The sequence below is a fragment of the Stenotrophomonas sp. AGC87 genome (genome assembly GCF_057333975.1).
Window position 1 is genome coordinate 28,451 of record NZ_JBHFHW010000037.1, and the last position, 26,247, is coordinate 54,697.

At 67.4% G+C, this 26,247-nt stretch carries 22 protein-coding genes; 7 read left to right on the plus strand and 15 right to left on the minus strand.

Features of this window, described 5'->3' with window-relative positions; translation table 11 throughout:
* Nucleotides 1-213: 213 nt before the first annotated feature.
* The 3 genes from dcp to arfB all read right to left on the minus strand — a co-directional run bounded on the left by dcp (nucleotide 214) and on the right by arfB (nucleotide 3,555).
* A complete protein-coding gene (gene dcp / locus ACE026_RS14700; RefSeq protein WP_088434800.1) occupies nucleotides 214-2,370 on the minus strand; it encodes a peptidyl-dipeptidase Dcp in 2,157 nt (718 codons plus the stop codon).
* A 146-nt stretch (nucleotides 2,371-2,516) separates the two neighbouring features.
* Nucleotides 2,517-3,077, minus strand: coding sequence for a lysophospholipid acyltransferase family protein (locus ACE026_RS14705; RefSeq protein ID WP_313208918.1), 561 nt, complete (start codon nucleotides 3,075-3,077; stop codon nucleotides 2,517-2,519).
* Nucleotides 3,078-3,123: 46 nt separating this feature from the next.
* A complete protein-coding gene (gene arfB / locus ACE026_RS14710; RefSeq protein ID WP_121044396.1) occupies nucleotides 3,124-3,555 on the minus strand; it encodes an alternative ribosome rescue aminoacyl-tRNA hydrolase ArfB in 432 nt (143 codons plus the stop codon).
* Nucleotides 3,556-3,692: 137 nt separating this feature from the next.
* Between arfB and ACE026_RS14715 the strand changes: the two genes are divergently transcribed.
* Complete coding sequence (locus ACE026_RS14715; RefSeq protein ID WP_346462722.1) at nucleotides 3,693-4,241, plus strand: DUF2059 domain-containing protein; 549 nt, start codon at nucleotides 3,693-3,695, stop codon at nucleotides 4,239-4,241.
* A gap of 37 nt (nucleotides 4,242-4,278) precedes the next feature.
* Here the strand turns inward: ACE026_RS14715 and ACE026_RS14720 are convergent, their stop codons facing one another.
* The 3 genes from ACE026_RS14720 to ACE026_RS14730 are packed head-to-tail and all read right to left on the minus strand — an operon-like array spanning nucleotide 4,279 to nucleotide 7,318.
* Nucleotides 4,279-5,025: a pseudouridine synthase gene (locus tag ACE026_RS14720; protein ID WP_486039564.1), complete on the minus strand. Its 747-nt coding sequence runs from the start codon at nucleotides 5,023-5,025 to the stop codon at nucleotides 4,279-4,281.
* Nucleotides 5,022-6,680 (minus strand): ubiquinone biosynthesis regulatory protein kinase UbiB, encoded by a 1,659-nt coding sequence (ubiB, locus tag ACE026_RS14725; protein ID WP_019184870.1) that lies wholly within the window; start codon nucleotides 6,678-6,680, stop codon nucleotides 5,022-5,024. Before ubiB ends, ACE026_RS14720 begins: the two co-directional genes overlap by 4 nt.
* Complete coding sequence (locus ACE026_RS14730; RefSeq protein ID WP_019184871.1) at nucleotides 6,677-7,318, minus strand: ubiquinone biosynthesis accessory factor UbiJ; 642 nt, start codon at nucleotides 7,316-7,318, stop codon at nucleotides 6,677-6,679. Before ACE026_RS14730 ends, ubiB begins: the two co-directional genes overlap by 4 nt.
* A 126-nt stretch (nucleotides 7,319-7,444) precedes the next feature.
* Here ACE026_RS14730 and ddlA point away from each other — a divergent pair, with 126 nt between their 5' ends.
* Complete coding sequence (ddlA, locus tag ACE026_RS14735) at nucleotides 7,445-8,551, plus strand: D-alanine--D-alanine ligase (protein WP_486039566.1); 1,107 nt, start codon at nucleotides 7,445-7,447, stop codon at nucleotides 8,549-8,551.
* Between the two features lie 81 nt (nucleotides 8,552-8,632).
* Here ddlA and ACE026_RS14740 read toward each other — a convergent pair whose 3' ends face one another.
* From ACE026_RS14740 to oleC, 3 genes are all read right to left on the minus strand, one after another.
* A complete protein-coding gene (locus ACE026_RS14740) occupies nucleotides 8,633-8,788 on the minus strand; it encodes a DUF1328 domain-containing protein (RefSeq protein WP_019184873.1) in 156 nt (51 codons plus the stop codon).
* Between the two features lie 63 nt (nucleotides 8,789-8,851).
* Complete coding sequence (gene oleD / locus ACE026_RS14745) at nucleotides 8,852-9,862, minus strand: 2-alkyl-3-oxoalkanoate reductase (RefSeq protein WP_486039569.1); 1,011 nt, start codon at nucleotides 9,860-9,862, stop codon at nucleotides 8,852-8,854.
* Nucleotides 9,859-11,514 carry an olefin beta-lactone synthetase gene (gene oleC, locus ACE026_RS14750; RefSeq protein WP_486039571.1) on the minus strand — a complete coding sequence of 552 codons (1,656 nt, stop codon included), beginning with the start codon at nucleotides 11,512-11,514 and terminating at the stop codon, nucleotides 9,859-9,861. The genes oleD and oleC overlap by 4 nt, the downstream gene beginning before the upstream one ends.
* Before the next feature lie 103 nt (nucleotides 11,515-11,617).
* On the opposite strand from oleC, the gene ACE026_RS14755 reads away from it, so the two are divergent.
* Nucleotides 11,618-12,046 carry a YkgJ family cysteine cluster protein gene (locus ACE026_RS14755; protein WP_152154128.1) on the plus strand — a complete coding sequence of 143 codons (429 nt, stop codon included), beginning with the start codon at nucleotides 11,618-11,620 and terminating at the stop codon, nucleotides 12,044-12,046.
* Nucleotides 12,047-12,161: 115 nt separating this feature from the next.
* Here the strand turns inward: ACE026_RS14755 and ACE026_RS14760 are convergent, their stop codons facing one another.
* The 4 genes from ACE026_RS14760 to ACE026_RS14775 form a co-directional block, all read right to left on the minus strand.
* The gene (locus tag ACE026_RS14760) at nucleotides 12,162-13,052 is read right to left on the minus strand and encodes an alpha/beta fold hydrolase (protein WP_486039574.1); all 891 of its coding nucleotides are present in this window, start codon (nucleotides 13,050-13,052) and stop codon (nucleotides 12,162-12,164) included.
* 81 nt (nucleotides 13,053-13,133) lie between these two features.
* Nucleotides 13,134-14,150, minus strand: coding sequence for a 3-oxoacyl-ACP synthase III (locus ACE026_RS14765; RefSeq protein ID WP_019184878.1), 1,017 nt, complete (start codon nucleotides 14,148-14,150; stop codon nucleotides 13,134-13,136).
* 112 nt (nucleotides 14,151-14,262) lie between these two features.
* Nucleotides 14,263-14,580, minus strand: coding sequence for a DUF4156 domain-containing protein (locus tag ACE026_RS14770; RefSeq protein WP_046272272.1), 318 nt, complete (start codon nucleotides 14,578-14,580; stop codon nucleotides 14,263-14,265).
* 125 nt (nucleotides 14,581-14,705) lie between these two features.
* The gene (locus ACE026_RS14775) at nucleotides 14,706-17,588 is read right to left on the minus strand and encodes a M16 family metallopeptidase (RefSeq protein ID WP_486039577.1); all 2,883 of its coding nucleotides are present in this window, start codon (nucleotides 17,586-17,588) and stop codon (nucleotides 14,706-14,708) included.
* 342 nt (nucleotides 17,589-17,930) lie between these two features.
* On the opposite strand from ACE026_RS14775, the gene ACE026_RS14780 reads away from it, so the two are divergent.
* Both ACE026_RS14780 and trmL read left to right on the plus strand, forming a co-directional pair.
* Complete coding sequence (locus ACE026_RS14780) at nucleotides 17,931-18,410, plus strand: XAC0231 family protein (RefSeq protein WP_486039579.1); 480 nt, start codon at nucleotides 17,931-17,933, stop codon at nucleotides 18,408-18,410.
* A 43-nt stretch (nucleotides 18,411-18,453) separates the two neighbouring features.
* Nucleotides 18,454-18,933, plus strand: a complete 480-nt coding sequence (gene trmL / locus ACE026_RS14785; protein ID WP_313212636.1) for a tRNA (uridine(34)/cytosine(34)/5-carboxymethylaminomethyluridine(34)-2'-O)-methyltransferase TrmL — start codon at nucleotides 18,454-18,456, stop codon at nucleotides 18,931-18,933.
* Nucleotides 18,934-19,000: 67 nt separating this feature from the next.
* Here trmL and ACE026_RS14790 read toward each other — a convergent pair whose 3' ends face one another.
* Entirely contained in the window at nucleotides 19,001-20,164 is a 1,164-nt protein-coding gene (locus tag ACE026_RS14790; protein WP_486039581.1) for an acyl-CoA dehydrogenase family protein, read from the minus strand.
* 273 nt (nucleotides 20,165-20,437) lie between these two features.
* Here ACE026_RS14790 and ACE026_RS14795 point away from each other — a divergent pair, with 273 nt between their 5' ends.
* The gene (locus ACE026_RS14795; RefSeq protein ID WP_486039583.1) at nucleotides 20,438-22,114 is read left to right on the plus strand and encodes an electron transfer flavoprotein-ubiquinone oxidoreductase; all 1,677 of its coding nucleotides are present in this window, start codon (nucleotides 20,438-20,440) and stop codon (nucleotides 22,112-22,114) included.
* A gap of 98 nt (nucleotides 22,115-22,212) precedes the next feature.
* Entirely contained in the window at nucleotides 22,213-22,602 is a 390-nt protein-coding gene (locus ACE026_RS14800) for a c-type cytochrome (RefSeq protein WP_486039585.1), read from the plus strand.
* A gap of 21 nt (nucleotides 22,603-22,623) precedes the next feature.
* On the opposite strand, the gene ACE026_RS14805 is transcribed toward ACE026_RS14800, so the two are convergent.
* The gene (locus ACE026_RS14805) at nucleotides 22,624-26,199 is read right to left on the minus strand and encodes an ATP-binding protein (protein ID WP_486039587.1); all 3,576 of its coding nucleotides are present in this window, start codon (nucleotides 26,197-26,199) and stop codon (nucleotides 22,624-22,626) included.
* Nucleotides 26,200-26,247 lie beyond the last annotated feature (48 nt).

A 26,247-nucleotide genomic window follows, 5' to 3' on the forward strand; every position in this document is an offset into this window, starting at 1 on the left:
GCCCCTATGCCCTTGGAGGCGAAATAAAGGGGGAGGGGGCGGCCGCAGGCCGACGCCGGAGGACATTCGCCGGAAAGGGCATAGGGGCCCAGCGCCCGGCCCAGCGGAGCAGCAACCCAAAAAAACGGCAGGGTTTCCCCTGCCGTTTTCGTTTCAGCGTGTGCCGGTGGCAGGCGTACCGACCAGCGGTCGGTACCTACCGGGATGCCGCGATTATTTCAGGCCACGATTGACCAGCAGCGGCTCCACCGACGGATCCTTGCCGCGGAACTCGCGGTACAGATCGGCCAGCTCCACGCTGTTGCCGCGCGAGAGGATCTTGTCGCGGAACACCTGGCCGTTCTCCGGGGTCAGGCCGCCGTTCTCCTTGAACCACTCGAAGGCGTCATGGTCCAGCACTTCGGCCCAGAAGTAGGCGTAGTAGCCGGACGAATAGCCGCCACCCCAGATGTGATCGAAATAGCTGGTGCGGTAGCGCGGCGGCACCTGCGGCAGGTCGACCTTGAACTTCTTCAGCGCGGCCGCTTCAAACGGGGCCACGTCCTGCAGCTTGGCGTCGGCCGGCTGGGTGTGCCAGGCCAGGTCGAGCAGGGCGGCCGAGAGGTACTCGGTGGTCGCATAGCCCTGGTTGAAGGTGCGCGCCTTGAGGATCTTGTCGACCAGCGCCTGCGGCATCGGCTCGCCGGTCTTGTAGTTCTTGGCGTAGTTGGCGAAGACCTTCGGGTCCAGCGCCCAATGCTCGTTGAACTGCGAGGGGAACTCGACGAAGTCACGCGAGGTGCTGGTACCGGCGATGGACGGGTACTTCACCTTCGAGAACATGCCGTGCAGCGCATGGCCGAACTCATGGAACATCGTGGTCACGTCATCGAAGCTCAGCAGCGCGGGCTGGCCGGCGGCGGGCTTGGTGAAGTTGCACACGTTGTAGACCACCGGCTTGGCACCGGTCAGGCCGTCCTGTTCGACGAACACATCCATCCAGGCGCCACCGGACTTGCTGTCACGCTTGAAGTAGTCGGTGTAGAACAGGGCCAGCGAGGTGCCGTCCTTGTCGAACACTTCGTACACCTTCATGTCCGGGTGGTAGGTGGGGATGTCGGTACGCGGCTTGAAGGTGATGCCGTACAGCTGCGTGGCGGCGTAGAAGACGCCGTTCTGCAGCACGTTGTCCATCTCGAAGTACGGCTTGATCTGCGATTCGTCCAGGTCGTACTGCGCCTTGCGCACCTGCTCGGCGTAGAAGTCCCAATCGGAGGCAGCGAGCTTGAAACCGCCCTTCTGCGCATCGATCACCTTCTGCATTTCGCTGATCTCACCACGCGCCTTGGCGGTCGCGGCCGGCACGGTGTCGGTCAGCAGCTTGAGCGCGGCGGCCGGGGTCTTGGCCATCTGATCGGCCAGGCTGTAGGCGGCGTAGTTCTCGAAGCCAAGCAGCTTGGCCTTCTGCGCGCGCAGCTGGGCCAGGCGCTGGATGGTCTCGCGGGTGTCGTTGGCGTCGCCCTTTTCAGCACGGGTTTCCGAGGCCTTGAGCACGGCGGCGCGCTGCTCGCGGTCACTCAGCGAGCCGAGCACCGGCTGCTGGGTGGTGTTCTGCAGCGGCAGCAGGTACTTGCCCTCGAGGTTGCGGGCCTTGGCATCGGCGGCGGCGGTGTTGATCGCATCCTCATCCAGGCCGGCCAGCTTGGCCTTGTCATCGACCACCACGGCACCGGCGGCGGTCGCGGCCACCAGACGGGTGTGGAACTGCGTGGCCAGCGTGGTTTCTTCCACGTTGAGCTTGCGCAGCGAAGCCTTGTCGGCATCGTTCAACTGCGCGCCGGCGCGCACGAACTCCTGGTAGTCACGCTCGACCAGGCGCTTCTGCACCGGGTCCAGACCCAGCGCATCGCGCTGGTCGTAGATGGTCTTGATGCGGGCGAACAGCTTCGGGTCGAGGTTGATCTCGTCCTGGTGCTCGGCCAGCTTCGGGGCGACTTCTTCCTGCACCTTCTGGCGTGCATCGTTGGTGTCGGCCTGGACCAGGCCGAAGAAGATGCGCGAGACGCGGGTCAGGGTCTCGCCGCTGCGCTCCAGCGCTTCGATGGTGTTGTCGAAGGTGGCCGGCTCGGGGTTGTCGGCGATCTTGCGGACTTCGGCCAGGTGCTGCTTCATGCCTTCGTTGAAGGCCGGCAGGTAGTCACTGTCCTTGATCTTGTCGAACGGCGGCGCCTGGAACGGCAGCGTGCTGGCGCTCAACAGCGGGTTGGCGGACGCATCGGCCGGCTGCTGCGTCGGGGCGGGCTGGGTATCGGTCACGGGGGTGGACTCCTTGCCGGAACAGGCCGCCAGCGCCAGGCTGATGGCAGCGGCCAAAACTACGGTACGCGACATGAAACGGGCTCCTTGGATGAGGGCGCGGGACGGAAAATCCCGCAGCCGATCACCCTACTCCCAAAGCCCGCAGGCGGCATGTGCCGGTCGTGGCGCGTGGCTGTGCGGGCCGTGGGGGCTACCCCGTACGGCCCCCCCGGCGGCACTCAGACGGTGCCGCGGGTCTTGCCCTGCCAAGGGCGGTAGTACGCGCGGATCGCGGCCATGTCGGCCACGTCGTTGCCGGTGGGATGGAACAACGGGCCGATGCCGATGGTCTTTTCCGGGTAGTGGAAGTACGCGGCCAGCACCGGCACATCGGCCATGCGCGCGATCTTGAGGAAGCCGGCCTTCCAGTGCTGCACCGCCTTGCGCGTGCCTTCCGGGGTGATCGCATACCACAGGCGGTCCGAGCCACGGATCAGGCTGACCGCCTGCTCCACGGTGCCCTGCGGCGAGCTGCGGTCCAGCGGGATCACGCCGAGCTTGCGCAGCAGGGGCCCCAGCGGCCACCAGAACAGCGAGGCCTTGCCCAGCACCTTGACCTGCATGCCCAGCGCGATCTTGGCCGCCATGCCCCAGAAGCCGTCCCAGTTGGACGAATGCGGGGCGATGATGAACACCACTTTGGGCACATCGGGCAGGGTGCCGGTCACTTTCCAACCGCCCAGGCGCAGCGTGCAGCGGGCCAGCCAGCGGAGGAAGCGGTTCGGTTTGACCTGCGGCATGTTCGGCGGAACCACCGGCAACAACGGACTTCGGTTGTTCAAGCAATCACTCCCAATTGCGTGTGGTGCGCCCGCGCTTGATCTGCGCGCGCCCCTTTTTGGCGTCCAGACGACGCAGTTTCGACCCGTAGGTCGGCTTGGTGGCCACGCGTGCCTTGGGCACGCTCAGCCCCGCCTGGATGAAGGCGGCCAGTCGATCGCGCGCGTCCTCGCGGTTACGGTCCTGGGTACGGAAACGCTGTGCATCGATGACCAGCACGCCTTCGCCGGTCATGCGCCGGTCGCGGCGGGCCAGCAGGCGCGCGCGCAACGGCTCGGGCAACGAAGGCGAGCCGGCCACGTCGAAGCGCAGTTCGACGGCGGTGGAGACCTTGTTGACGTTCTGGCCACCGGCGCCGCTGGCGCGCACGAACCGCTCGACGAGTTCCGTATCCGGAATCGTCAGGTGCGCGCTGATGGTGACTGGCCCGTTGCCCATGGGCGGCATTGTAAGGGGAGGACCGCCGGCCGGGTGACTGCAACGTGCGTGGATGTCGCCGATAACGTCCTCAATTACGGCCTGATGACGCCATCGCAGGTATTCTCCGGAGTCCACGCAACGCAGGATGCTCCGCCATGTCCCTGATCCGCCCGTTGGCCCGCCGCGGCCTGACCCGCCTCACTCTGGCCCTGGCGCTGGGCCTGGCCGCGATCGCGCCGGCCTTGGCCGCGCCGCCGTCGGATGCCGACATCAACCGCCTGCTGGCCGCCTCCCGCGCGCAGAGCATGCTCGATACGATGCTGCCGCAGATCGAGGCGATGCAGCGCCAGCAGTTCCAGCAGGTGGCGCAGCAGCGGCAGCTGGATGCGACACAGCAGGCGCAGCTGCAGCGCATCGAGCAGCGGACCAGCCAGACGGTGCGCCAAGCGCTGTCCTGGAAGGAGCTGCGGCCGATGTATGTGGATCTGTACAAGCAGACCTTCAGCAAGGAAGACGTGCTGGCGATGGCGGAGTTCTACGAGAGCTCAGCGGGCCAGAGTCTGTTGGACAAGACGCCGGCACTGATGCAGAACGTGATGGTGGCGATCCAGGCCAAGATGCAGCCGCTGTTCGTGGATCTGCAGAAGGACCTGGAGGCGATCGTGAATGAGCCGGCGCCGGCGGCCGCGCCCGCCAAGAAATAACCGGTAGAGCCGACCGTTGGTCGGCTATCGCGCGGCGTCAGCGCACTTCCCAGCCAAACAGATCCATGGCCTTGCGGAATTCGCCGTCCACCGGCGCGCTGATGTCCATCGGGGTGCCATCCGGATGCGGGAAGCGCAGGCGCTCGGCGTGCAGGAGCATGCGGTGGATGCCCTGCATGCGGAAGCTGCGGTTGTGGCGGCCGTCGCCGTGGCTGGTGTCGCCGATCAGGTGATGCGAGAGGTGCTTGAGGTGGCGACGGATCTGACGGAACCGGCCGGTCTGCGGCTGGCAACGCAGCAGGGCGTAGCGTGAGGTCTCGAACTCGCCCATCGGGATCGCGATCTCGCCTACGGCGACGCGCTGGAAGTGGGTGATCGCCTGCTTCTTGACCGGCTTGCCAGGGCCGCCATCGAGGTCGTGGTCAACGGTGAAGGCCTCGTCGGCCGGCCAGCCGCGGCAGATCGCGAGGTAATCCTTGGTGACGTCGCCGCCCATCAGCGATTTGCCGAGCACGCTGGCGCTTTCGCGATCAAAGGCGAGCAGCAGGCAGCCGCTGGTGGCGCGGTCCAGGCGGTGGACGAGGAAGATCGGCTTGCCGAGCTGTTCGCGCAGGCGGTCGGCGAGGAAGTCGTCTTCGCCCCGGGCAAGCTTGCTGTCGTGGACCATCAACCCGGCGGGCTTGTTGACCACGGCGAGCTGGTCGTCCAGGTGCAGCAACTGCAGGGGCGGAAGCGCCGCAGGCGTCTCGGCGATGGCCTCTGCCTGCAGGTCGATCGCGCTCATCGGCGCCACCAGGCACTGGCCAGCGAGAACACGCCCGCCGCGCCGGTCACCCAGCTCCACACCGGGGCATCGCCGAAGTACCAGCCACCGGGCTGCAGGCCGTACAGCACCGCAGCGACGATCATCAGGCCGACGCCGGCGATCGCCGCCACCGCGCGCTTCTGCAGCTTCTGCACGCTGACATTCAGCGCAGCCAGATCGCGCGAGCGCATCGACAGTTCGTGGTCGCCTTCCACCTGCTGGCGCAGCCAGGCATGCACAAGACGCGGCATGTCCGGCGTATGCGTCATGATTTCAGGCAGGCGTTTGCGTACTTCCTTGAGCACGCGGCGCGGGCTGTAGCGCTCGCGCAGGATGCGTTCCAGCACCGGCCGCGCGACCGCCCAGATGTCCAGTTCCGGATCGAGCTGACGGCCGACGCCTTCGATGTTGAGCAGTGTCTTCTGCAGCAGGATCAGCTGCGGCTGCAGCGTGAGCTCGTAGCGCTGGGCCACGCGGAACAGCTTGATCAGCACCTCGGCCAGCGAGATCTGCGACAGCGGGCGGGTGAAATAGGGTTCGCACACCGAACGCGCGGCCGCTTCGAGTTCATCGATGCGCACGTTGTTGGGCATCCAGCCGGCTTCCACATGCAGCGCGGCCATGCGCCGGTAATCCTTGTTGAAGATGGCCATGAAGTTCTCGGCCAGGTAGTACTGATCTTCTTCGGAGAGCTGGCCCATGATGCCGAAGTCCAGCGCGATGAAGCGCGGGTTGTCGCGGCGTGCCGGATCGGTGTCGACCCAGATGTTGCCGGCGTGCGCATCGGCGTGGAAGAAGTTGTCGCGGAACACCTGGGTGTAGAACACCCGCACGCCCTTGGCGGCCAACGCCTTGCGATCGATGCCGGCCTTGTCCAGCGCGACGATGTCATCCGACGGAATGCCCCACACGCGCTCCAGGGTCAGCGCGCGCTCGGCGGTATGACTCCAGATCACTTCCGGTACGTACAGATCGTCCGAGTCGATCCAGTTGCGGCGCAGCACACTGGCATTGGCGCCTTCGCGCTGCAGATCGAGCTCCGCGGCGAGGGTGTTTTCGACTTCGGCGACCACCTCGCGCGGGCGGATCTTGTCGGCGCGCGGGTGCGCGCGCTCGATCAGCGCGGCGGCCGATTTGAGCAGCGCGATGTCGGCGTCGATCTGTTTTTCGATGTCCGGGCGCAGCACCTTGACCACCACCTGGCGGCCATCGGCGAGCGTGGCCGCGTGCACCTGCGCGATCGAGGCCGAGGCCAGCGGCTGCAGATCGAAGCTGGCGAACGCTTCGCTGACCGGGCGGCCGAGCGCGCGCTCGACGATGGCCTGCGCGGTGGCGCCATCAAACGGTTTGACCCGGTCCTGCAGCAGGGTGAGTTCGTTGGCGACATCGGCCGGGATCAGGTCGCGGCGGGTGGAGAGGATCTGGCCAAACTTGACGAAGATCGGGCCCAGGTCCTGCAGCGCCAGGCGCAGGCGCGCACCGCGCGACTGTGCGGCGATGTCGGCCGAGGCACGGGGCACGAACGGCTTGGCCAGGCGCAGCCAGCGTTCGGCCGGGGTGCCCTGGAGCAGATCGTCGAGGCGGTAGCGCAGGATGATGCGGCCGATGCGGCTGGCCCGGAAGATCGCCTTCATGCGCCCACCTGCCGCAGGCGCTGGACGCGCACGGCCATGCGTTCAACGTCGTCGCGCATCACGTCCACATCGTCGTGGAAGGCATCCAGTTCTGCTCGGGGTACCACGTCGCGCGACTCCTCGGTGACAAATTCAGCGGCGCTGTGCGCCAGGTCGGACGCGCCGCGGCGCGCGTGCTGCAGTGCCGAGCGCAGGGTGTTGGCGATCTGCACGCCCATCACCTCGCCGAACACGCGCACGAACGGCTGCTGCCAGTCCGGATCGAAACGGGTCGCCAGCTGCTGCAGGCGGCGGGCCAGCTCGGCATCGCCGGAGACCTTGACCCGCCCGGCCGGCGCATCACCGCCACGGCGTGCATTGGCCAGGAAGGGCAGCTGGGCCAGCACCCCGCCCAACGTGCTGCGCACGGCCAGGTCCGGCTCCTGCTGCGGATCGACCGGGCCGACCGTGAGGCGCTCACCGTCCACCCCGATCCGCATCGCCAGCGCGGGCGATTCCAGGGTCAGGGCGATGTGGCGGCCATCCAGCGCGGCCAGCGCGCTGCGGGTGTCCGGGTCCAGCGCCAGCGCGCGGTTGAGCGTGAGCTGCAGCGCATTGCCAGCCAGCGGTTTGAGGGAAGAGAGCAGGGAACGGGCCATCACCGCATTCTACCGTGCCCCCTTGAACGGCGGGCGTCCGCAGGCATCACGCGCTGCGCGTTTTGCCATGCACCGCGCGCCGGTCCATCCTGTGTGGTTCCAGAAGACGCAGGAGCGGCAACAGGCATGGGCAAGACCCGGGTAGGCATCATCTTCGGCGGCCGTTCGGCCGAGCACGAGGTCTCGCTGCAATCGGCGAAGAACATCCTCGATGCGCTGGACAAGGACCGCTTCGAGGTCAGCCTGATCGGCATCGACAAGCAGGGCCAGTGGCATGTGAGCGACCCGCGCGACTTCCTGCTCAATGCCAGCGACCCGGCACGGATCGCGCTGCACCGCTCGGGCAATGCCGTGGCGGTACGACCCGGCCTGGAACGCCAGCAGCTGGTTCCGACCGATCCGGCCACCGCGCTGGAGCAGATCGACGTGGTGTTCCCGATCGTGCATGGCACGTTGGGCGAGGACGGCTCGCTGCAGGGCCTGCTGCGCATGGCCAACCTGCCCTTCGTGGGCTCGGGCGTGCTGGGCTCGGCAGTGGCGATGGACAAGGACGTTGCCAAGCGCCTGCTGCGTGATGCCGGGCTGGCGGTGGCGCCCTTCGCCTGCTTCAACCGGGTCACTGCGGCCCGGGCCGATTACGCAGCGCTGGTCGCCGCACTGGGCACGCCACTGTTCGTGAAGCCGGCCAACCAGGGCTCCTCGGTGGGCGTGAGCAAGGTGCGCAACGAGGCGGACTTCCATATCGCCCTCGCGCTGGCGCTGTCTTTCGATCACAAGGCGCTGGTGGAAGCGGCGATCGACGGTCGCGAAATCGAGTGCGCGGTGCTGGGCAACGAACACCCCGAAGCCAGCGTCTGTGGCGAGGTGGTCGTGCACGATGATTTCTATTCCTACGACACCAAGTACATCAGCGAAAGCGGTGCCGACATCGTGGTGCCGGCGGCCATCACCGATGCGGAGCAGTCCCGTATCCGGGAGATCGCGGTACAGGCCTACCAGGCGCTGGACTGTGCCGGCCTGGCGCGCGTGGATGTGTTCCTGACGCCGGCCGGCGAGGTGGTGATCAACGAGATCAACACGTTGCCCGGCTTCACCCGCATCAGCATGTACCCGAAGCTGTGGGCGGCCAGTGGGCTGGATTACACCGCGCTGATCACGCGGCTGCTGGAACTGGCGATGGACCGGCACGCGCACGAGCGCGATCTGCGCAGCTCCATCGCAACAACGGCCTGAACATCGTTGCCGATGTCAGGCCGTCGTGATTTCCGCAGCGCGTCCCACGCCGGAGAGAGGTGGCGCGGGACGCGCCGGACACTAGGTCCGCTTGCGGAACATCGAGACCACCGCCAGGATCAGGAATACGACGAACAGGATCCAGGCGACGTTGCTGGCGGCGCCGGCAATGCCCGAGAAACCAAGCACCGCCGCGATGATGGCGATGACAAAAAAGATGACGGCGTAATGCAGCATGTCGACCCTCGCGTTGATGCGTGCCGGAGTTGGCGTGGGGCCATGTTCACCAACCTGCGGTGTTCAGGGAGTGATGGAATCCTGTGCGTTCGATGAAGATGCCAGCCGGGCCAGCCCTTCTTCGATGCTGACCAAAGGCACATAACCGAAGTCGCGGCGGGCCGGTTCCATGCTGTACCAGTGCGGGGTGCACAGCTGCTCGGCCAGAAAGCGGGTCATCGGCGGTTCGCCGCGCAGGCGCAGCAACGGCCACAGCCGCTCGCAGACCGCACCGATCCGGTAGGCCGCCTTGAAGCTGATCGACTTCGTCACCGGCGGGGCATCCACCGCGGCCAGCAGCTTGTTGAGCAGCTCGCGCATCGGCAGCGGCTCGCCGTTGGAAATGAAGTACGCCTTGCCGGCGCAGGCCGCGCCCGGGGCCAGGTGCTCCAGGGCCAGGAAGTGGGCCAGCGCGGCGTTGTCGATGTAGGTGGTGTCCACCTTGTTCTGCCCATCGCCGACGAAGCGCAGGCGGCCGGCGCGGGCGCGCTCGGCCAGGCGCGGCACCAGCTGCTGGTCGCCCGGGCCCCAGATCAAGCGGGGCCGCAACGCCACCGTGGCCAGCTGCGCATCGTTGGCCGCCAGCACGCGCTGCTCGGCGATGGCCTTGGTGGCCGCGTACGGCGCCTGGAAGTTCTCGCCATACGGCACCTCGTCCGCGCCCAGGCCCTCGACCGGATGCGTGGCGCGATGGGTCACGCTGGGCGTGGAGGTGTAGACCAGCCTGCCCACGCCGTGCGCGCGGCAGGCCGCGATCACGTTGTCGGTGCCGACCACGTTGGCCTGGTGGTAGCTGTCATAGCTGCCCCACGCACCGGCCTTGGCCCCGTTGTGGAGGACCGCATCGACGCCGGCCACCGCATGCATCACCGCCTGCGCATCGGCCAGGTCGCCGCGGATCTGGCCCACGCCCATCGCCTGCAGCGCGGGGTAATGGCCGCGATTGAACGCCAGCACCTGGTGGCCGCGCGCGATCAGTCCCTTGCACAGGGCCTGGCCGAGGAAGCCACCGCCGCCGGTAACGAGGATCTTCATGCGTGCTGCTCCAGTTGCGCCGTGGCCCAGACCGCGAGCTTCTCGCGGCCGATCTTGGCGTTGTGGCGGATGTCGACCGGAAAGGCCGGGTGCGGCAGGAACTGCGCGATGCGCGCGGTGTGCGCATGTGCGGCCGCCTCCCGGCGCAGGCGCTCGACCAGGGCGGGCGAATCGACGGTGCCGGGCTGCAGTTCGTAGCACAGCACCGGCTGCTGCCGGCCCGGCGCACCCACGCCGACCAGCGCGGTGCGGGCGATGCCGTCCAGCGCATTGAACACCGGCTCGACCTGCTCGGTATACAGCGGGCCCTGCGCGGTTTCCACGCGCTGGGTCTTGCGCCCACAGAACCACAGCCGGCCCTGCGCATCGAAGTAGCCGACATCGCCCATCCGGTGCACGACCCGCGTGCTGCCCTCGGCCAGGGTTTCGGTGATCTTCGCCGCCGCGGTGGCCTGCGGGCGGTTGAAGTAGCTGTCGGTGGCGGTCGGGCCGGCCACGGTGATCTCGCCCACCTCGCCGGTGGCCAGCACGCGCGCCTGCGACCATGCCGGCAGCGGCGCGTCATCGATGGCGATGATGCGCACCTCGTTCGGCGCGACCACACGGCCGACACAGGTGCCCGCGCCGGCCTCGGTGGCCTGGCGGGTGTTCTCCAGCTCGCGGCCTTCGATCACCGCCACCGGCAGGCACTCGGTGGCGCCGTAGGGGGTCCAGAACTGGGCGTCGTCGGGCAGCAGGCGGCGGATGCGCGCGACCACATCCGGCGGCACCGGTGCCCCGGCCGAGGTCACCCGGCGCACGCTCGGCAGCGGCTGGCCGTGATCGGCCAGGACCCGCATCAGCGCGGGCGAACCGAACAGCTGGGTGACGCCGAAGCGGTTGATGGCGTCATGCAGCTTGCGCGGATCGGCCTGGGCCGGGCGGGTCGGGTCCATGTCGGGGATCACCGAGGTCAGCCCCAGTGCCGGATCGAACAGCGCGAACGGCGGGAAGGTCGGCAGATCCACCCCGCCCGGCTCCATCCCGAAGGCGGCGCGCAGCAGCTCGACCTGGCCGACGAAATGACGGTGGCGGTAGACCACGCCCTTGGGCACGCCGGTGGAGCCGCTGGTGAACAGGATCGCCGCGACATCCTCGCCATCGGTCGGGGCCAGCGCAGGCGCCGCCGTGGCGCCCTGGGCTTCCAGCCGGGCCAGGGTGGTGCCACCCCAGCCCCAGCGGCGGCCGACGGTCACCAGCAGGCGCGCAGAGCGGCACCAGCGCAGCACCAGGCGCGCCACGTGGGCCAGGCCGATGCCGATGAAGGCCTCCGGCTGGGCCTCATCCAGGCATTGCTTCAGCGCGCGCTTGTCGATGCCCGGGTCGACCAGCACCGGGACCGCGCCGTTCTTGAACAGCGCGAACATCAGCAGGAAGAATTCCGGCGAGGGCCGCACCATCACCACCGCGCGCACACCGCGGCCGATGCCGTGCGCGGCCAGGCCGGCCGCCATCGCGTCGCTGCGGGCGTTGAGGGTGCGGTAATCCAGGGTGACGTCATAACGCGCCATGCCGCCGGCCCCGGGCTTGCCGGGGCAGCGGATGGCGATCTGGTCGGGGCGTTCACGGGCCAGCTCGGGCAGGCGCGCGGCGATATTGATGGCGCTGTTCATCCGTTCATTGTCGCCGCTGCAGAAAAATCTTGCGCGCCGGCCGGTGGCGTGGAAAATTCGCGCCCTTCCCTCCTGCTTCGCTGCCGCCCAAGGCCGGTGCCCCATGCCCCATCCCTGCCTCACCTGCGGCGCCTGCTGCACCCAATACCGTGTGGCCTTCCATTGGATGGAATCGGACGAGGTCACCCCCGGTGGCGTCCCGCACGAGCTCACCCAGGTGCTGGACCCGCACCGGCTGTGCATGCGCGGCACCCTGTCCAAGCCGGTGTACTGCGTGGCGCTGGATGCGGAGATCGGCGTGTACTCGCGCTGCAGCATCCACCCCAACCGCCCCAGCGTCTGCCGTGAGGTGGATGCCTCGTGGGAGTACGGCAAGGCCAGCCCCCAGTGCGACAAAGCGCGCGTGGCGCACGGCATGCCGGCGCTGACCCTGGCCGACTGGCGTTGGCGGGACGAGGCGGACAATGACGATGATCATCCCGACGACAACGGCAATTCGCCGGCGCCGCCGCAGGCACCGATCGCGGCGTAGTTGGGGGGCGCCGGCGGTTATGGCGCCGGGGCAGAAGCAGCCGACCAGAAAGCAGCCGACCAACGGTCGGCTCTACCGACGGGGTCGGATGCGACCCAGCGTCGATACCACACGATCAGATCGGGTTCGCGTCCAGAAACGCGCGGATCTTCGGCACCAGCACCTCGTGCTTGTCTTCCAGCACGTAGTGCCCGGCATCCTCGAAGGCATGCACCTGCGCCTGCGGCAGTGCGGCCTGGAAGCCCTTCAGGAAGTGGTGGTCGAACACGAAATCGCGCAGGCCCCAGCCGATGAAGGCGGGACGGTCGGCGTAGCTGGGCAGGGTCTGGCCGGAACGCTCCAGCAGCGACCAGGCCTTGTCGGCCGGTGACAGCGGGATGTCCTGCATGAAGCGGATCGTGCTGATGCGGTTGGCATAGCTGTTGTACGGCGACACATAGGCGCGGCGCACCTCGGCCGGCATCTTCCGCTCCACGCCCAGCCACGAGGCACCGGACGAGAAGGCGTTGAAGGTGCGGATGATCCACTCACCCACCGTCCAGTGGCGGCCCAGCGCGATCTGCCACGGCATTTTCTTCGCGGCCGGCATCGGGAAGGCGGCGGTGTTGAGCACCACCAGGCGCTTGACCTGCGCGTGGTGCGACAGCGCCCAGCCGAAGCCGATCATGCCGCCCCAATCGTGCACGGCCAGGGTCACCGGGCCGGTGATGCCCAAGTGCGCGAGCAGCGCCTCCAGGTCATCCACGCGCGACTGCAGGGTGTACTCGTAGTGCGCGTCATCGGGCTTGTCCGACAGGCCCATGCCGATATGATCCGGCACGATGCAGCGGTACTTGTCCGAGAGGCCGGCTACCAGAGTCCGCCAGTAATAGCTCCACGAGGGGTTGCCGTGGACCATCACCACCACCTCGCCATCGCGCGGGCCTTCGTCGAGATAGTTCATCGACAGACCGGGGCGCACCTCGAAGCGGTGCGGATGGGCGGGGTAACCGGGCAGCTGGGGCATGCAAACGCACCTGTGAAAAGGGCCGGCAGAACCGGCCCTTGATGTTCAATTCCAACGCCGCAGCAGCCTGCGGCGACTGGTTTACCAGACCACTTCGGCCATCGAGCAGTTCAGGCCCGAGCCGATGCCGAGCAGCGCGATGCGATCGCCCTTCTTCAGCTTGCCCAGCTGCTTGAGCTTGCTCAGCACGATCGGCACCGAGGCCGGGCCGATGTTGCCGTGCTCGCCGAAGATCGTCATCACCTTCTTCGGATCGATGCCGAAGTTCTTGATGAAGGCGGCGGTGTGCGGCTGGCTGACCTGGTGGATCACGAACTGGTCCAGTTCCTCCACGGCCCAGCCCAGTGCTTCACGGGCGGCCACGAAGGTCTTCTGTGCCAGCTTGATGCCTTCGATCAGCAGCATGCGGGTATCGGTGACCATGCGGTCCAGGTTGCCCCGGCACAGCTGGTTCCACTCGGTGGCCGAGCGGGTCACGCCACCGCGGTAACGCGGGGCATCGGGCACCAGCTCGGTGCGCGCCATGACCATCGCCGCGGCACCGCAGCCCAGGGTCAGGGCGGCCATCTCGTTGCGGAAGTCATCGGCGGTCACGCCCGGCAGGGCCATGCGCTCGAGGGTCTTCTCGTACACCAGGTTGGCGGTTTCACCGTCGACGATCAGCGCGTAGTCGATCTCGCCGCGTTCGAGCATGCGGGCGGCGATGTCCATGCCGTTGATGAAGGCCAGGCAGGCATTGGCGACGTCGAAGGTCATGCATTCGTCGCCGACCCCCAGGTTGCCCGAGACGATGCTGGCCGTGGACGGCTCCAGGTAGTCGCGGCTGACCGAGGTGTTGACCAGCAGGCCGATCTTGTCGGCGCCGATCCCGGCGTCTTCCAATGCTTTGCGGGCGGCCAGCGTGGCGGCGTCGGAGGCCAGCATGTCGGCATCCCACAGGCGGCGGGCGTGGATGCCCGCGATATCGCCGAGCACATCGGTACGGATGCCAAGGCGATCCAGCGTCGGCTTCAGCCGTTCGTTGATTTCCTTGGACGTCAGCGTGTGCGGCGCGTCGATGTGCGCCAAGCCGGCGATCGAGACATTCTTGAAGAGCATCAGTTAGCGCCAAGGCTCAGGCAAAGGGGGCGCTATTGTAAGCCGGCACGGCTTTCACCGCACCTTTACGAATTCACGCCCGGGCGTATGGTCCGGGCGCGGGGTGAAGGGTTCAGCGTGGCGGGCACTGGAAGGCCAGGAAACGCTGGCTGCCATCGGCGGGCAGGCCCGAGGCCTGCACGGCATTGGCTCCGGCACTGGGTGCCTCGTTGCGGGCCAGGGTTTCCAGCTCTTCCTGCACACGCAACGGGTTGCGGTTGTAGAAACCCACCTTGCTCTTCACGGTGACCACCACCTCGCCCTTGCTCTGGCAGCCGCTGGGAACCGCACCGGCCGGCAGCACGCGGACCGTCTTGCCGGAGGACTCGATCGGCACCCAGGTGCAGGCGGAAACGCTGAGGATCAGGGCGGACAGAAGCAGAATGCGCATGGACAAGGCCTGGCTGGAATACGTAAGGGAGTGTGCGGGAAACAACTGAATCGGGGGTGATCAGGTGCCGGGAAATCCCCTGGCACCTGATCGGCTGGCCGGCGGGTTGCCGACCAGCGGCGGCGTCAGCGGGCCTTCGGCGCCGGGGCAGCCGGAGCAGCCGGGGCGTCCACCACCTTGCCTTCGGCATCGATCACCTGCACCTGGCCGAGGTTGAGCGCACGCACCGGGGCCTCGGTCTGCTTGAGGTCACCGACCACCACCCAGGTCAGCGCGTTCGGGTCCAGCGTGGCCGCGGCCTGCTGCACCTGGGCCGGGGTCATCGCTTCGATCTCGGCCTTGCGCTGGACCACATAGTCGTCCGGGCGCTGGTACCGCACGATCCCGCTGATGGTGCCCATCACCGCGCTGGCGGTCTCGTAGGCGCCGGGCAGGCTCAGGTTCTGGATGTTGCGGATGCGCGCCACTTCGGCCGGGGTGGCCGGCTTGGCACCGCTGGCGAACTCGGCGATCTCCTTGCGCATCTCCTGCATCGCCTCAGCGGTCTTGTCGATCTGCACCGGTGCGCGGGCGCCCCACGGGCGCTGGCCCAGGGTGTTGCTGGCACTGCTGCCGGCACCATAGGACCAATGCTTCTGCTCGCGCAGGTTCATGTTCAGGCGCGAGGTGAAGTCGCCGCCGAGCACGCCATTGGCGATGTCGAAGCGGGTCGAGCCCGGGTCCTTGGACGAGGGCACCACCTGGCTGGCGAACAGGTTGGCCTGCACCGCGCCCGGCTGATCGATCAGGTACACACGGGCCTGGGTCGGCCGTGCCACGTCCACCGGGGCCTTGACCTGCGGCGCCGGGCCCTCGGCCTTCCAGTTGCCGAGCTGGCGCTCCAGCAGCGGCACGATCTCCTTCAGCGTGGTATCGCCGACCACGATCAGCGTGCCCTGCTCCGGGCGCAGCCAGTCACGGTGGAAGTCGACCAGGTCTTCGCGGGTCATGGACTGGATGTCCACTTCATTGCCGCTGCCGGTGAACGGGATCGCATACGGATGACCGGCGCCGTACAGCAAGGTCGGCATCACGCGCATCGCGACCGCGCTGGGGTTGACCTTCTCCTGCTGGATGCCGGCGATCCAGGTCGCCTTGACGCGGTCGATCTCGGCCTGGTCGAAGCGAGGCTGGCGCAGCATGTCCGCATACAGGGCCAGCGACGGGGCCAGGTTTTCCTTCAGCGCGGACAGGTACACGCTGGTGCTGTCCAGCGAGGCGGAGGCATCGAGCTTGGCGCCCAGTGCATCGGCGGCATCGGCGAACGGCAGCGCGCCGAGCTTGCCGGCGCCCTCGGTGAGCAGCCCCATGGTGAAGTTGGCGGTGCCGGATTTGCGGCCCTGGTCGGCGGTGAAGCCACCCGGGAACTCATAGCTGAACTGCACGACCGGGATGTCGTGACGCTCGGCCAGAATCACCTGGGTGCCGTTCTTCAGGGTGGCGCGGTGCAGTTCCGGGAATTTCAGGTCCGGGAAGGTCTTGGTCTGCGGCACGCCGGTGCTGCGGTCGACCTGCTTGGCCAGGGTCGTGAACGCGGGATCCACGGCGGGCACGGTTAACGGCTTGGGCGTTTCCGACGGCAGTTCGGCCAGGGCAACGCGCGCGCCGGGTTCGACCACGATGGTGTGGTCGCCGGCACCCAGCCACTTGGCACCGACATCACGCACCTGCGCAGCGGTGGCCCCATCGATGGTGGCCAGCGACGTGCGGAAGCAGCCCGGGTCACCTTCGTACACGGTGCACTCGGCCAGCGCGTCGGCCTTGCCGCCGAAGCCACCGATGCGCTCGATGCCGCGGATGAAGCCGGCGCGGAAGGCGGTCTTGCCACGGCTCAGCTCATCGGCGGTCGGACCGTCCTTGGCCAGGCGCTTCACTTCTTCATCGATGATCGCCTCGACCTTGGCCGGGTCCACGCCCTGTTTGACGCTGGCCATGATCACGAAGTTGGAGCCCAGCTGCGAGCTGTAGGCGCCGGCACTGATGTTGTCCACCAGCTTGTCCTGGTGCAGCAGGCGCTGATCCAGACGCGAGGACTTCGCACCGCCGAGGACCTGCGCGAACAACTGCAGCTGGTCGATGTCGGTGGTGCCGACCTGGGCGACGTTCCACGCGCGGTAGATGCGCGCCTGCGGCACCTTGTCGGTCATCACTTCGCGCGTGCTCTTCTCGCGCTTGGCCACGTCCACCTTGGGCTGGGCCATGCTCGGGCCGGCCGGGATGTCGCCGAAGTACTTCGCGACCTTCTCCTTCGCGGTGGCCAGGTCGATGTCGCCGGCCAGCACCAGCACTGCATTGTTGGGGCCGTACCAGGTGCGGAACCACGTTTTCACGTCGTCCAGCGAGGCGGCGTTGAGATCGTTCATCGAGCCGATCACGCTGTGGTGGTACGGGTGGCCGGCCGGGTACATCGCGCGGGTCAGCTTTTCCCAGACCTGGCCATACGGCTGGTTCTCCCCCTGGCGCTTCTCGTTCTGGACCACGCCGCGCTGTTCGTCGAGTGCAGCCTGGTCGATCGCGCCGAGCAGATGGCCCATGCGGTCGGACTCCATCCACAGCGCCATGTCCAGCGCGGTGGTCGGCACGTTCTCGAAGTAATTGGTGCGGTCGGTGTTGGTGGTGCCGTTCTGGCCGGTGACACCCACCTGCTTGAAGGGCTCGAAATACTCGCCGTCGTGGTTCTCGCTGCCCTGGAACATCAAGTGTTCGAACAGGTGCGCAAAGCCGGTGCGGCCGGCGGGTTCGTCCTTGCTGCCCACGTGGTACCAGATGTTGACAGCCACGATCGGCGCCTTGCGGTCGGTGTGCACCACCACGCGCAGGCCATTGGGCAGGGTGAACTGCTCGAACGGAATATCGACCTTGGCCACCGTGGCCGGCTTGGCCAGGACCGGCGCCGGCGCGAGTGAGCCCAGTGCGGCGGAGAGCGCTACAGCCAGCAGCGCGGCACGCGGTCGAAGTTGGACGGTCATTCCGGTTCCTTGGTCATGAAAGTGAAGCCGGATGCTAGCGCGCCGCCTAGGCAAAAGGCATCGGCCAACAGTCATTGGGGGCAAAACGGACAACGCCCGCGCCCTCCAGCGGACACCTGTCCGGACGGCGGACACCCCATTCCCCCGAAAACCCCTTTGAAATCAACGCTGAAAAGTTGGCACGTGTCCTGCGTGGTACTGGGCGAAGGAAACAGGGATCAAACCAAAACTGACTGGAAGCTGAACAAAAACAAGAAAGATCAAATTGTTCTTGCAAGCTCCGAATCGGTGTACTACCTTACTACCACACCACTGCTCACCAACACTAAACAGGACCTCGCCATGAACACCAAGACGCTCGCCATCGCCATCGCCCTCGCCGCCGGCTCCGCATTTGCTTCGTCGGTGCAGGCCGCCCCCGCCATCGTCACCCTGGACACCGTGCAGGTCCGCCCGTCGGCCGACCAGATCAGCCAGGCCGAGGTTGAACGCACCAGCAGCATCCCGACCCTGGCCGTCGTGGAAGTCCGCCCGACCGCCGGCCTGATCGCCGATTACCGCGCCGAACTGGCCGCCAAGCGCCGCGTCACCACGCTGGCCGCCGTTGAAGTGCGCCCGACGGCCGAACAGCGCCAGGCCCTGGCTGCCGAGCAGACCCGTGACCGCGGCTACGTCGCCACCTTCACCGCTGCCGCCACCGCCGTCGCCAATGAAGTGATCATCAACCTGCCGACCCTGCAGGTGCGTCCGTCGGCTGCCGATCTGCAGGCCCTGGCGCTGGAAACCGCCGCTGCCGCCGCCTCGACCCTGATCCGCCAGTAAGCCGTAGCTGCAGCCCCCCGCAGCCACGGCGTACACTTCGCCGATGACTGCCACGCCTACGTTCCATGTCGTTCTGTTCCAACCCGAAATTCCGCCGAACACCGGCAATGTGATCCGCCTCTGCGCCAACACCGGCGCGCGGCTGCACCTGATCGAGCCGCTCGGTTTCGACCTGAGCGACAAGCAGCTCAAGCGCGCCGGCCTGGACTATCACGAATACGCCCGACTGCAGGTCCATCCAGATCTTGAGACCGCCCTGCAGGTGATTGCGCCCAAGCGCCTGTTCGCGCTGAGTACCCGCGGCAGCGTGCGTTACGACACCCAGCACTTTGAAGATGGCGATGCCTTCCTGTTTGGCCCGGAAACCCGCGGCCTGCCCCAGGACCTGCTCGACAGCCTGCCCCACGGCCGCCGCCTGCGCTTGCCGATGCAACCGGGCAACCGCAGCCTCAACCTGTCCAACACTGTCGCGGTGGTGATGTACGAGGCGTGGCGCCAGAACGGGTTTGCCGGCGGGGAATAAGACGCCGTGCCGACCAACGGTCGGCACCTACCGGCCGCGTAGCACCTGACCGTTGGTCAGGTGACCCTTAGAACGCGTTGATGCCTGTGAGCTCGCGCCCGATCACCAGCTGGTGCACGGTCTCGGTACCTTCGTAGGTGATCACCGATTCCAGATTGAGCGCATGCCGGATCGCCACGTGCTCGGTGGTGATGCCCGCGCCGCCGAGCAGATCGCGGCACTCGCGCGCGATGTCGATCGCCATGCGGCAGTTGTTCCACTTGGCCAGACTCACCTGCTGCGGCTGCAGCTGCCCCGCATCCTTCAGCCGGCCCAGCTGCAAGGCCAGCAACTGGCCCGTGGTGATCCGGCGCGCCATGTCGGCCAGCTTGATCTGCGCACTCTGCGTGGCCGCCACCGGCCGGCCGAACAGCACGCGCTGCTTGGTGTAGGCCAGCGCTTCATCCAGGCACGCCACCGCGGCACCGATCGGGCCCCAGCTGATGCCGTAGCGCGCCTGGTTCAAGCAGCCCAGCGGGCCCTTCAGGCCCTGCACGTTGGGCAGGCGGTTACGGTCGGGCACGCGCACATTGTCGAAGAACAGCGCACCGGTCAGCGAGGCGCGCAGGCTCATCTTGTGCTTGATCTCCTGCGTGCTGAAGCCGGCCATGCCCTTCTCGAGCACGAAGCCCTGGATGCCGTCTTCGGTATGTGCCCAGATGATCGCGATGTCCGCCACCGGCCCGCTGGTGATCCACATCTTGCTGCCGTTGATCAGCCAGTCGCTGCCATCGCGCACCGCGCGGGTCTTCATCGCCGCCGGATCGGAGCCGCCGTGCGCCTCGGTCAGGCCGAAGCAGCCGATCACCTTGCCGGTGGCCATGTCCGGCAACCAGCGCAGGCGCTGTTCTTCGCTGCCGTAGGCGTAGATGGGGTACATGCACAGCGAGCTCTGCACCGAGACGAAACTGCGCAGGCCCGAATCGCCGCGCTCCAGTTCCTGGCAGATCAAGCCGTAGCTCACCGCGTTCAGTCCACCGCCGCCGTACTGCTCGGGCAGGCTGGAGCCAAGCAGACCCAGTGCAGCGATCTCGGGGATCAGTTCATCGGGAAAGCGGCCTTCATCAAAGGCATCACCGATGATCGGCAGCACCCGGGTATCGGTGAAGCGCGCCACCGTCGCCTGCACCGCGCGCTCCTCCTCGCTCAGCAGCGAACGGATATCGAACAGATCGAACGGATTGAGTGACATGGCATCCCGGCAGGTGGCGGTGGAACAGGCCTCCATTGTGGTCGTTGTGCAGGCATGGGCCAAGGTACGGCGCCACAACGCGGTTGCTGCGCCGCAGCATCGGAGTGTCCAACACACCCCGACACCGCTGTCATCGTCGGCGATCTAGGCTTAAATGCGCCGTGCCGGTACTCTGGCGCACTGATCCACCGTTTCGCCGTGGTGTGACACGCGCGATTCCCAGGCAACCGCCGCCGTTCAACCCGCGGCACTACCCAAGAGTTACGCAGCCCCATGAGCGAAGCAATCAACGTCCTGCCCCCGCGTGAAGTGATGGAATTCGATGTGGTGATCGTCGGTGGCGGCCCTGCTGGTCTGGCCACGGCGATCCGGCTGCGCCAGCGCGCCATCGAGGCCGGCCGCGAGCTGTCGGTGTGCATCCTGGAGAAGGGCTCCGAACCCGGCGCGCACATCCTCTCCGGCGCGGTGATGGACCCACGCGCGTTGACCGAACTGTTCCCGGACTGGGCCGAGCGCGGCGCACCGCTGAAGCAGAAGGTCACCCGCGACGAATTCCTGTTCCTCAACGAAACCGGCGCGCGCAGCACGCCCAACGCACTGCTGCCGGAGTGCTTCCACAACGAAGGCAACTACATCGTCAGCCTGGGCGAGGTGACCCGCTGGCTGGCGCAGCAGGCCGAGGCGCTGGAGGTGGCGATCTTCCCCGGCTTCCCGGCGGCGGAAGTGCTGTACAGCGATGATGGCGCGGTGATCGGCGTGGCCACCGGCGACATGGGCATCGAGAAGAACGGTCAGCCCGGCCCGGCGTTCGAGCGCGGCATGGCGCTGCACGCCAAGTACACGATCTTCGCTGAAGGCTCGCGCGGCCATCTCGGCCGCCAGCTGATCGCCCGCTTCCAGCTCGATGCCGGCAAGGATCCGCAGGCCTACGGCATCGGCATCAAGGAACTGTGGCAGATCGATCCGGCCAAGCACGAGCCGGGCCTGGTGGTGCACGCCGCCGGCTGGCCGCTGGATAACGATACCTACGGCGGCGCCTTCCTGTACCACGCCGAGGGTGGCAAGGTGTCGATCGGCTATGTGGTCGGCCTGGACTACAAAAATCCGTGGCTGAGCCCGTTCGAAGAGTTCCAGCGCTTCAAGACGCACCCGGACATCCGCAAGCACCTGGAAGGGGGCAAGCGCATCGGCTACGGCGCGCGCGCGATCACCGCCGGTGGTTTGATGTCGCTGCCCAAGACGGTGTTCCCGGGCGGCGCGCTGGTCGGCTGCGAGGCCGGCTATCTCAACGTCAGCCGGATCAAGGGCAGCCATGCCGCGATCAAGACCGGCATGCTCGCCGCCGATGCGGCCTTCGATGCACTCGCCGCCGATCGCCAGCACGATGAGCTCAGCGCCTACCCGCAGGCGTTCGAGACCAGCTGGCTGCATGCCGAGCTGCAGCAGGCCAAGAACTTCAAGCAGTGGTTCAAGAAGGGCCAGACCGTGGCCACGTTGATGACCGGCATCGAGCAGTGGCTGCTGCCCAAGCTGGGCATCCGCAATCCGCCGTGGACGCTGCGCCACAGCACGCCGGACCACGCCTGCCTGGAGCCGGCGTCGAAGCACGCGAAGATCAATTATCCCAAGCCCGATGGCGTGCTCACCTTCGACCGCCTCAGCTCGGTGTTCCTGAGCAGTACCAACCACGCCGAAGACCAGCCCAGCCACCTGACGCTCAAGAACGCCAGCGTGCCGGTGCGGATCAACCTGAGCGAATACGCCGGGCCGGAAGCGCGTTACTGCCCGGCGGGCGTGTACGAGTTCGTCGGCAGCGACGGACATGAGCAGCTGCAGATCAACGCGCAGAACTGCGTGCACTGCAAGACCTGCGACATCAAGGACCCGACCCAGAACATCGTGTGGGTGACCCCTCAGGGGGGCGGCGGCCCGAACTATTCGGGGATGTGATCGGCACGGCCTGCGACCACCGGTCGCAGCTCATCGGGCGCGGCAGGCACCGCCGCGCTCGCTATCCTGAGCGCCCTGTTGGACGTGAGCGTTGCGCCATGGCCCCTGCTTTTCGATCGACGTTGGCGTTACTGACCTGCCTGCTGCTGGCGGCGTGTTCGCGTACCCCGCAAACGCCGGAGCAGGCCCATCAGCAGGATCTGCAGCGGGCATTTGCGATCTGCGCCGGCTGCCACACGGTCAGCCCCGGCGGCGTGCACCGCTTCGGCCCGAACCTGCACGGGGTGATCGGCCGGCGCGCGGGCAGTGTCACCGGCTACCCGTACTCCAACGCCATGCGCGAGGCCGGGCTGACCTGGAACGAGCAGACCCTGGATGCGTTCCTGCGCTCGCCGACCCACGTGGTGCCGGGCACCCGCATGGTCAACACCACCGCCGACCCGGCGCGCCGGCGCCAGGTGATCGAGTACCTGCAACAGCAGCGCTGAGGCCGCTCAAGGCGGCTCGTCTCACGATGCCTGGAGGTGAAGCAGGTAAACACGAAGCGCGGAGGCAAACCCGGCAACGTCCCCGGCCTGCGCGGCCACCCCGTTCTCCTCCACCTGTTCCATGAGCGTGCGTGCCTGGCTCGCCAGCGGCTCGGCCCCGAGCGTCGCCAAGGCACCGACGAGTCGATGCAACACATCGATGGTTGCCTGGCGTGCGTCATCGCCCAGCGCGGCGTCCAGCCGCACCAGGTCCTCTTCGGAGGTCGTGCACAGGCTCTCGATCAGCACACTGGCCACGTGCGCCGAACCAAACCGGCGCACCACCGCCGCGCGGTCGGGCAGCGCATCGGCAGAGCCGGTATCGGCGGCGGTGGCGGCCTGCTCGCGCTGCTCGTTGCCGGGCAGCCAACGCAGCAGCGCCTGCCGGAGCAGCGCCAGCGGTACCGGCTTGCCGAGCAGATCGTCCATGCCCGCCTCACGGCAGCGCAGCAGGTCGTCCTCGAGCGCGCTGGCGGTCAATGCGAGCACCGGCAACCTTGGCCTGCCCTGCTCGCGCTCCTGCTCGCGGATCCGACGCGTCATGGCATAGCCGTCCATCACCGGCATGCGGCAATCGGTGATGACCAGGTCGAAGCGGGTGCGGGCGAGCAGCGCCAGCGCCTGTTCGCCGTTTTCGGCCAGTACATGCGGGAGGCCGAGCTGCTGCATGCGCCAGCCCATCAATGCCTGGTTGGTGGGATGGTCCTCGACGATCAGCACCCGCCGCTGCAGCAACGCAGGCGGCAGCGGCAGTGTCTGCGCTTGTTCTTCAGCGGCGCCGGGCTGTTCCTCCACCGGCACCGTGGGCAGGGTCAGCAGTACCTCCACGCAGGTGCCCTCACCGGGCACGCTGTGCAGCGTCAGCGTGCCGTGCATCATCGCCACCAGCCGCTGGCAGATGCTCAGGCCCAGGCCAGTGCCACCATATTGGCGGCTGGTTGCCGCGTCAGCCTGCGCGAACGGCGCAAACAGCCGCTCGCGCTGTTCGGCCGAAATGCCGATCCCGGTATCGCGCACCGTCAGGCGCAGCCGCTGCGCGCCATCGGTATCGGTGTCGAGCACGGTCAATGCGATGTCGACCTCACCGGCGTGGGTGAACTTGATGGCGTTGCTGAGCAGGTTGAACGCGATCTGGCGCAGGCGTATGCCATCTGCCAGATGCATGGCCGCAACGTCGTCGTCGATCTGGATCTGCAGGTCCAGGCCCTTGGCCACCGCCTGCGGGGCCAGCAGTTGCTGTACATTGCCAAGCAGCGCACGCAGCGCGACCGGGTGCGGTTGCAGCGACAGCGCCCCGGCCTCGATCTTGGAGTAATCCAAGAGGTCATCGAGGATCTGCCGCAGCATCTGTGCCGAGTCTTCGATCACGCCGATGATGCGGCGCTGCTCTCCATCCAGCGCGGTATGCGAGAGCACCTCCACCATGCCGAGCACGCCGGACATGGGCGTGCGGATCTCATGGCTCATCGTGGCCAGGAATTCGGATTTCGCAGCGGTGGCGCGTTCGGCCGCGGCCTTGGCCAACGCCAGTGCATCGGCCTGGGCGCGCGCATCGGTGACATCGACCCAGTACCCGCTCCACAACAACGCGCCATCTTCGGCGTCGTAAGGCAGCGCGCGCGAACGCACCCAGCGCAGCGTGCCGCGCGGGGAGGTGCGGAACTCCATGTCCAACGGGGTGAAGTCGCGCGCAGCGCGTTCCATGGCCTGGCGGACACCGGCGCGGTCGCGCTCGTCGATGCGGTCCATCAGGGCGCTTTCGTCGGCCATGGCTTCGGCCGCGGTGACGCCGAACAGAGCTTCGGTGTCACCGGCGATATACGGCAGCGACAAGCGACCATCGCGCTCGCGTCGGCCCTGGTAGACGATCGCCGGCAGGTTGTCGGTGACTTCAGCCAGGCGCTGCTCGACGCGCCGGCGTGTCGCCACTTCATTGCGCAGCCGCCAGTGTCCCCAGCCGTGCACCAGCAGGGCCGTCAGCAGCACCAGCGCCAACGGCACGCCCCAGCGCGCGATCCTGCGCCAGTCCAGATCGCTGCGGTACTCGGCCGACAGCCAGTCGCTGCGGATCGCTTCGTGCTCGCGCGCGCTCATGTTGACCAGCATGCGGTCGAAGGTGGTGGCCAGCGGGGCGTACTGGCGTTTGACCGCCAGCGACAATCGATCACTGAACCCCGCTGGCGCGGCCACGTGCAACTGCGCCGGGTACCGATCGCGGACGATGCGATCCACGATCGCCAGATTGCCGATGTAGGCGTCAGCGTCCCCGTTGGCCAGCCGCGCCAGGGCGAGCTCGCCGCTGCGGGCCGGTACGATGCGCGCGTTCGGCGCCTGCTGCAGGATGTACCCGCGCAGGCGGTCCGGGTCGGTCAGCAGGATGCTGCGCCCGTCCAGATCACGCACCCCCAGCACCGAAGGGCTGCCACTGGCGGTCACGATCACGTTGGGCACGGTGATGAAGGGCTGGCTGAATACCCAATCATCACCGAGGTAGGTGGAGTCGTTGGGAATGCCCATGATCGCGTCGACTTCGCCACGGCGGAGCTGTTCGCGGGTGTCGAACCAGTCATGCGCGGGCACATGATTCAGTTGCGCGCCCAGGTTGCGCAGCAGGCGCAGGTATTCGGCGGCAACGCCGCTGGGCTGCCCCGCACTGTCGAGGAACGCCAGCGGCGCCGCGTTCGGTGCGAACGCCAGCCGCAGGGGTGTCGCCAGCACGCGCTTTTCGGCATTGCCGAGAATCATCTGCGACTGCACCGACCACTCCGGGGTCTGCAGCCAGCGCCGCTGCAGGCGCTCACGTTCGCTCTCGGTCAGCGCGGCCAATCCCATGTCCAGGGCTTCGGCCAAGGGCTGCTTGGCATTGGGCACACCGAAGTGCAGGCGCTCCGGCGGCAGATCGCTGGGGCGCAACAGCACCACATCAGTCAGCCGTCGCTCGGCGATCAGGGTGGTGACCACGTAGGCATTGCCGATATACACGTCGGCCTCGCCCTTGCCCACCATCGCCAGTGCGGCGGCAGTATTGGCGGCGATCACGCGGCGGGCCGCAGGAAAGCGCGCGCGCACCTCTTCGCTGGTGACGAACTCACGTTCGGTGACCACGCGCAGGCCGCGCAGATCGGGATCGGCCGACGCCCGCGTATCACCCGGCCGGCCGACCAACGCCAGCGGCGCAGCGGCATAGGGGCGCGTGTAGACCATGCAGCGGGTGCGGTCGGCGGTCAGGGTGATGTTCATCACCACGTCGACTTCGCCACGGCAGGCCGCATCCAGCACATCGGTCCAATTGCGGTACATCCGCACCTTCACCTGCATGCCCAGCTGCTGCGTCAGCAGGCTCAGGTAGTCGTACCCCAGACCGACAGGTTTGCCATCGCGCATGGATTCGAACGGCGGCCAGCCGCTGTCGTACATGCCCAGGATGATGGTAGGGTGCCTCCCAAGCCACTCGCTCTGCCGGGGCGACAAGGCGGAGGGGCTGGCGGCGGATGCTGACACGCCCCACGCTATTGCGAGCACACACAGCACCAGCCAGCGAACGACGTGGATACGCATGCTGCCTGATCTCCGTAGAATGATGTCCCCATCCCGGCACGGCCCGAC

Bases quoted from the DNA above. Each gene is read 5' to 3' on its own strand.
- dcp (WP_088434800.1), bottom strand. From the start codon at position 2,370: ATGTCGCGTACCGTAGTTTTGGCCGCTGCCATCAGCCTGGCGCTGGCG.
- ACE026_RS14705 (WP_313208918.1), bottom strand. From the start codon at position 3,077: ATGCCGCAGGTCAAACCGAACCGCTTCCTCCGCTGGCTGGCCCGCTGC.
- arfB (WP_121044396.1), bottom strand. From the start codon at position 3,555: ATGGGCAACGGGCCAGTCACCATCAGCGCGCACCTGACGATTCCGGAT.
- ACE026_RS14715 (WP_346462722.1), top strand. From the start codon at position 3,693: ATGTCCCTGATCCGCCCGTTGGCCCGCCGCGGCCTGACCCGCCTCACT.
- ACE026_RS14720 (WP_486039564.1), bottom strand. From the start codon at position 5,025: ATGAGCGCGATCGACCTGCAGGCAGAGGCCATCGCCGAGACGCCTGCG.
- ubiB (WP_019184870.1), bottom strand. From the start codon at position 6,680: ATGAAGGCGATCTTCCGGGCCAGCCGCATCGGCCGCATCATCCTGCGC.
- ACE026_RS14730 (WP_019184871.1), bottom strand. From the start codon at position 7,318: ATGGCCCGTTCCCTGCTCTCTTCCCTCAAACCGCTGGCTGGCAATGCG.
- ddlA (WP_486039566.1), top strand. From the start codon at position 7,445: ATGGGCAAGACCCGGGTAGGCATCATCTTCGGCGGCCGTTCGGCCGAG.
- ACE026_RS14740 (WP_019184873.1), bottom strand. From the start codon at position 8,788: ATGCTGCATTACGCCGTCATCTTTTTTGTCATCGCCATCATCGCGGCG.
- oleD (WP_486039569.1), bottom strand. From the start codon at position 9,862: ATGAAGATCCTCGTTACCGGCGGCGGTGGCTTCCTCGGCCAGGCCCTG.
- oleC (WP_486039571.1), bottom strand. From the start codon at position 11,514: ATGAACAGCGCCATCAATATCGCCGCGCGCCTGCCCGAGCTGGCCCGT.
- ACE026_RS14755 (WP_152154128.1), top strand. From the start codon at position 11,618: ATGCCCCATCCCTGCCTCACCTGCGGCGCCTGCTGCACCCAATACCGT.
- ACE026_RS14760 (WP_486039574.1), bottom strand. From the start codon at position 13,052: ATGCCCCAGCTGCCCGGTTACCCCGCCCATCCGCACCGCTTCGAGGTG.
- ACE026_RS14765 (WP_019184878.1), bottom strand. From the start codon at position 14,150: ATGCTCTTCAAGAATGTCTCGATCGCCGGCTTGGCGCACATCGACGCG.
- ACE026_RS14770 (WP_046272272.1), bottom strand. From the start codon at position 14,580: ATGCGCATTCTGCTTCTGTCCGCCCTGATCCTCAGCGTTTCCGCCTGC.
- ACE026_RS14775 (WP_486039577.1), bottom strand. From the start codon at position 17,588: ATGACCGTCCAACTTCGACCGCGTGCCGCGCTGCTGGCTGTAGCGCTC.
- ACE026_RS14780 (WP_486039579.1), top strand. From the start codon at position 17,931: ATGAACACCAAGACGCTCGCCATCGCCATCGCCCTCGCCGCCGGCTCC.
- trmL (WP_313212636.1), top strand. From the start codon at position 18,454: ATGACTGCCACGCCTACGTTCCATGTCGTTCTGTTCCAACCCGAAATT.
- ACE026_RS14790 (WP_486039581.1), bottom strand. From the start codon at position 20,164: ATGTCACTCAATCCGTTCGATCTGTTCGATATCCGTTCGCTGCTGAGC.
- ACE026_RS14795 (WP_486039583.1), top strand. From the start codon at position 20,438: ATGAGCGAAGCAATCAACGTCCTGCCCCCGCGTGAAGTGATGGAATTC.
- ACE026_RS14800 (WP_486039585.1), top strand. From the start codon at position 22,213: ATGGCCCCTGCTTTTCGATCGACGTTGGCGTTACTGACCTGCCTGCTG.
- ACE026_RS14805 (WP_486039587.1), bottom strand. From the start codon at position 26,199: ATGCGTATCCACGTCGTTCGCTGGCTGGTGCTGTGTGTGCTCGCAATA.